The 4,475-nt window shown below is 48.4% G+C and carries 5 protein-coding genes; all 5 read left to right on the top strand.

Going from position 1 to position 4,475, the window contains the following annotated elements:
• The first annotated feature begins 194 nt into the window (after positions 1-194).
• Positions 195-467: a DUF4248 domain-containing protein gene (locus tag DW182_RS21845; protein WP_118296844.1), complete on the top strand. Its 273-nt coding sequence runs from the start codon at positions 195-197 to the stop codon at positions 465-467.
• 375 nt (positions 468-842) lie between these two features.
• On the top strand, positions 843-1,355 hold the full coding sequence (locus tag DW182_RS21840; RefSeq protein ID WP_118296842.1) for an HU family DNA-binding protein: 513 nt from the start codon (positions 843-845) through the stop codon (positions 1,353-1,355).
• Between the two features lie 67 nt (positions 1,356-1,422).
• Positions 1,423-1,866 (top strand): N-acetylmuramoyl-L-alanine amidase, encoded by a 444-nt coding sequence (locus DW182_RS21835; RefSeq protein ID WP_118296840.1) that lies wholly within the window; start codon positions 1,423-1,425, stop codon positions 1,864-1,866.
• A gap of 51 nt (positions 1,867-1,917) precedes the next feature.
• Complete coding sequence (locus DW182_RS22215) at positions 1,918-2,025, top strand: smalltalk protein (RefSeq protein WP_370449840.1); 108 nt, start codon at positions 1,918-1,920, stop codon at positions 2,023-2,025.
• 97 nt (positions 2,026-2,122) lie between these two features.
• Positions 2,123-4,475 (top strand): hypothetical protein (locus DW182_RS21830; protein ID WP_199678651.1); only part of this gene is annotated, 2,353 nt, incomplete at its 3' end.

Genomic DNA, 4,475 nt, shown 5'->3' with positions numbered 1-4,475 from the left:
CTTGAAGCTTCAATATCTTGTAAAAGAGGAGAATGGCTATCGGAAGAAACGTAAAACGGGGTCTGGACGGGGTTATAAGTGACCCTGACCCTAAATTGACCCCTGTCCAAGCACCGGAAGTGCTTCCCGAAGCCTTTCCGGTGTTCCGATTTTTCCTGAATAAAATATGAACTATAACAGAAAACATCATGATTATGAAAAAGTACACAAATCCCGAAACAGCCTTTTCCGAAGAGCCCGATTTCGAAGCTGCCCGGTTTGAGATCAAGGCATATCTGAAGTCCGATCTGGCACTGCTTTACTTTCCCTGTCTTTCGTCCGAAGCTGCTTTGAGGAAGCTCCGCCGTTGGATAAACTTCAATCCGTCCCTGCACCGCGAGCTTTACGGCGGTCCCGAGGGGAAGAACGACCAGCTCTTCAGCCGGCGTCAGGTGGCGATACTGGTGAAGTATCTGGATGCGCCCTGAGCGGGTGGGGCGTCTTAGATAATACATCCCGCACTTGGGCTGTCAACAGGCAATGTTGTGGCGTGGAACAAGCTATGTTTCACGCCACGGCATTGCTTGTTTTTCGTTATGCCATTCCCTGCCAACCGTTTATTCAACTCCCGATTCGCATCGGTTGTGGGACAAAGTATGACAAAGTTCGTACAAGTACATTCCGGTACATCCTTTTTCGTCCATCCTTCTTTTCTCTGCTCCGTACCTTTGTCGTGTCCTCAATGCGGGGACCCTGCGAGGAATTTTCCGGAGATAAGACGTCGCCTCTGCCATTTCCTCGCCCGATACCGATTCATACCGATTGATAAACGAAAAATATCAATCTTCAAAAAATCAATTATTATGTCAGTAACGTACAAAAAACAGTTTCGTAAGAACCCGTTCCTGAAGGACGGTTCGGGTAAGTACTATCCCCAACTGCTGGTTTGGGGCAAGTCTGCCACCCTGAACAGTATTGCTACCCAGATGAAGGAAAGCAGCTCGCTTACTTTGGGCGACATTCAGAGTGTACTCACCAATTTTGTGAAAGCCTTGCGCTGTGAACTCTACAACGGCCGTTCCGTCAATGTCGAGGGTTTTGGCGTCTTCAGCCTTTCGGCTAGCACTACAGGTTCGGTACTCAAGAAGGATTGCCTGCCTGAGAAGATCAAGGCGGTCCGTATCAATTTCCGTGCTTCGAGCGCCATCCGTCCCAACCTGGACCCTGCCACCACCCGTGCGGAGGACCGCATCGACTTTGTCGACCTTGAAACGCAGCTCAAGCGGCTGAACATGCCGGGCGCCGATGGAGAGGAAGGTGGTGGCAACCAGGGCGGTTCCGGAGATGGCGGCATAGAAGATGATCCGCTGGGATAAGGGCTAAAACCGGAGGATTCAGAAATTAAAAAACATAAATCATAAATCATAAATTATAAATCATTACATGAGAACAATTGATCACATCATTATTCACTGTTCCGCTACCCGGGAGGATCGTAGCCTTGCGGTGGAGGAATTGGAAACGATACATCGCCGTCGCGGGTTCCGAGGCATTGGCTATCATTATTACATCCGTCGTGACGGTACGGTGGTGAATACCCGTCCACTGGAAGTTGTGGGTGCACATTGCAAGGGGCACAATGCCCACAGCATCGGGATATGCTATGAAGGCGGTCTGGACGCGAAAGGGCGTCCCAAGGATACACGCACGCCGGAGCAACGCAGTGCCATGCATTTGCTGGTGGCGCAATTGCTGAAACGGTTCAAAAACAATGTCTGCATTTGCGGACATCGTGACCTCAGTCCGGACCTGAATGGGGATGGGGTGATAGAGCCGGAGGAGTGGATAAAGGAGTGTCCGTGCTTTGAGGTGAGGAAGGAGCTTTGAGAAATTATAAATTAAAAATTAAAAGCTGGTGGAAAGGAGGTGTGGAAAATAATGGCAATTAAAAAATCTGTATGGAGCATGATCTTTAAAGTGATCATCGCAGTAGTTTCGGCTGTGGCAGGAGTAGTGGGAGCAAATGCAATGAATGCGATACATTAAGGTTAAGTTTTGACACCACCTCATTCTTTCCGCTTTCACAAAATTCCTGTCTGAAGTTTCAAAATATCAATCAAACATTTTTAATACATAGAATTATATGAAAAAAAGAATATTAACCGTCGTTGTCGGCATATTGTGTGCCGTGGGCATGCACGGGCAGTCGTCCGGTGTGCCCAGCCTGCCGCAACTGGCCACTCCGTCGCCCAAGGCGACTATGATAGACCGTTTCGGATATTATCCCACCAACCTGTATACGGGGCTGGTGGATATCACAATCCCCATTCATACCATTGAGGTGAAGGGTATCAAGATTCCCATAGAGTTTAAATATCATGCCTCGGGGCTGAAGTATGACGATCTGCCGATGGAGGTAGGATACGGCTGGACGCTGATGGCGGGCGGGACGGTGAGCTACAGTGCGCGGGGAGCGGGAATATCTCGTCCTGTCGGCACCGAACTGCCGCCGTTTGTGAAGGAAGTGTCTGATATTGTGTTTAATGACAAGTCCGGAAGGTCTGATTCCGACCAGTTGCAACTGGAGTATGTAGAGAACGGCAATCAAAGCTCCTATCAACAGGTGGACTACTACCGTGATTCGGAATATGATGTATATAACTTCACTTTTCCCGGACACAGTGGACAACACTACGCCATGAATAAAGGCGACAATTTCAGTATTCCTTCTACGCTGACCCTTGAAGGAGATTATTATCCCAGGGCACACGATGAGGAGGGCAACGTCTATTATTTTGAGTATGGAGACAGCGACGACTATGACCGCAACCGTACGTATTACTTGACGCGTATTGTCTCGGCCGACGGTAAGGAAACGGTGAACTTTACTTACAAGTATTTTGGTGTAAGTGAGGCGAACGATGTTAGCCGTCCTATACTGAATTACTTTTATGTCATCAGTGAAACCACCCGTTACGGCGGAACAGTCACTTCAGGAACCTCTTATGGTGGTGGAATGCCTGGCATCTCTTATAAGAAATTCAGAACTCCTGTGCTCGCTGAAATCAGCAGCAGTGCGGGGAAGGTGAAGTTTTACTATTCCGGACAGCACTCGCATTCTTTGACGGGAATTGATATTCTCGGTGCTAATGGTACCCTGTTGCGTACCGTTACCCTTGACAAGACCGATGATGCCTACTTGGATGCTGTGAATTTCTGTACTCCTACAGGCAGTACTGTCTATTCCTACCGATTGGAATACAATGGAAAGAAACCTGAAGGCAATGTCAGCATCGACTACTGGGGATATTATAATTCTTCATTTGCTTCTTCCGCCAATCAGCTTTATGTTCCCGATTTCACTGTACCCCGTTATGGGTTTAGTGATGGGCAGAAAATTCCCGGCATGGACCGTACTCCTAATCCGTCTGCTATGCAACTGGGTATATTAAAGAAGATAACTTATCCAACCCGTGGATACTCCGAGTTTGCTTATGAGGCTCATCGCGCCGATAATCAGACGTATGGCGGGCTTCGTATTGCAGGGATAAAGAATTATGATTCGGCCGGAAACTTGCAGGAAAGTAAATGGTATAAGTACGGTAACAACGATGACGGTAACGGTCGTGCCATCCGTCGGGTGGACTCCTACGATTACATGGTTCCATCCCTCGTTGTGGAGAGATTGTATAACAAGCCCGGTGAGCCTATAGATGGTCCCGGTGACCGAATCCTCTCCAAAACGTACTACCCCTTCCCGAAATGCAGCTACTTCGCACAGGGGAGTTCGGTGGTCTATCCTGTTGTCACAGAATATGTGGGTTCCCTCTCCGGCGCTTATGGGAGCACGAAGTATGTCTATACAGACTTTCCCGACTATGTGATGAATAGGACGTGGCGTGGTTATAAGACGGAAATTCCCTTGTGGTCGTATGCCTGGAAATCGGGGAAGCTACTCCAAAAGACGGTGAGGGACGGGAATGGGCATGTGGTTTATTCCCTTGAAAACGTATATGAAGAAACAAACCGCAAGGACCATTTGAATCTGAAGGTGAACCGCTATGCGCATATCCTTGACCAAGGTGCTACCCTGTCTGACATAGAGCATCTTTTCTCGGCCCCTTCAAACCATAACTACGCGGTTGCCATTGAGGGATCGCTGCACGATTACTACAATTATTACATTACCAGCGGTGAATATGCCGTGAAGGAATCCCGTGAAATGAAGGACGGAGTAACCCGGATTACCTGTTACCGCTACAATGATCTTGGGCAGATTGTTGAAGAGTCTTTGGCCGGTGCGGGCAGTGATACACTGACTACTTGCTACCGATATCCTTATGACGCGTGGAAGGATGGCACGGACACACCGGTACAATATGCCATGTTCCAAAAGTATATGTTTGCGCCGTTGCTGACAAAGAGGGTGTATAGGAATGGTTTGTTTGTGGACGAAGTGGAGAATGAATATAAGGATTGGGGAGATTTTATCGCCC

Source organism: Bacteroides sp. AM16-24 (assembly GCF_003471885.1).
Classification (GTDB): domain Bacteria; phylum Bacteroidota; class Bacteroidia; order Bacteroidales; family Bacteroidaceae; genus Bacteroides.
Note: the sequence above shows the minus strand (reverse complement) of the source record. Positions and strands in the feature narration are given on the sequence as shown.